Origin of the sequence: Romboutsia sp. 13368 (assembly GCF_018336475.1) — a bacterium.
GTDB lineage: Bacteria > Bacillota > Clostridia > Peptostreptococcales > Peptostreptococcaceae > Romboutsia.
The window spans coordinates 1,588,671-1,589,268 of record NZ_CP048741.1; the positions used below are offsets into that span (position 1 = coordinate 1,588,671).

General features: G+C 22.6%; 1 protein-coding gene. It reads right to left on the reverse strand.

Annotated elements, in window-relative coordinates; all coding sequences use genetic code 11:
• Window positions 1–133: 133 nt before the first annotated feature.
• Window positions 134–598 (reverse strand): IS982 family transposase (locus G3997_RS06350; protein WP_296644599.1); only part of this gene is annotated, 465 nt, incomplete at its 5' end.

A 598-nucleotide genomic window follows, 5' to 3' on the forward strand; every position in this document is an offset into this window, starting at 1 on the left:
TTTTATTACAAAAAGTAATATACATAGCTATAATTTWATTAATCTATTGTGCTAGTTAAAAATATTTTTCCAAATAAAGTAAATTGAGTTTTGTAAAAAAATAGTATTCTATAAAGCTTAATATTTGTAAAATTTAACCAAATGTTAAGCTTTTTATTTTTGCTATAGAATCATAATTTCCTATCAATTTATTTATTAGAAATGAAATATTATGACTTAATACTTTTATTGATATTCTTGTTATAAATCCAAGCATTGATTTACTTTTTACTTTATTTAAATTTAATTGTTCCGTTAATTGAGAAAAGCTAGTCTCAATCCTTCTTCTAACCTTAAATATTAATTGTCTTATTTGCTTCGGATAATTATCTTTACAGTTTCCTCTTTTTAAAAATAATAAATTTATATTTCTTTCAGTTTTTAACTCAGGCGTTAGCCTTTTATTTATATATCCTTTATCACCTACAATAGAAATTGAATTATATTTATCACATAAATCCCATACCGCATTTCTATCATCAACATTTGCAGGAGTTATGACATAGTCAGTTAAGAAACCATCTACTGTAGTAAGTGCATGAAACTTAAATCCAAAATA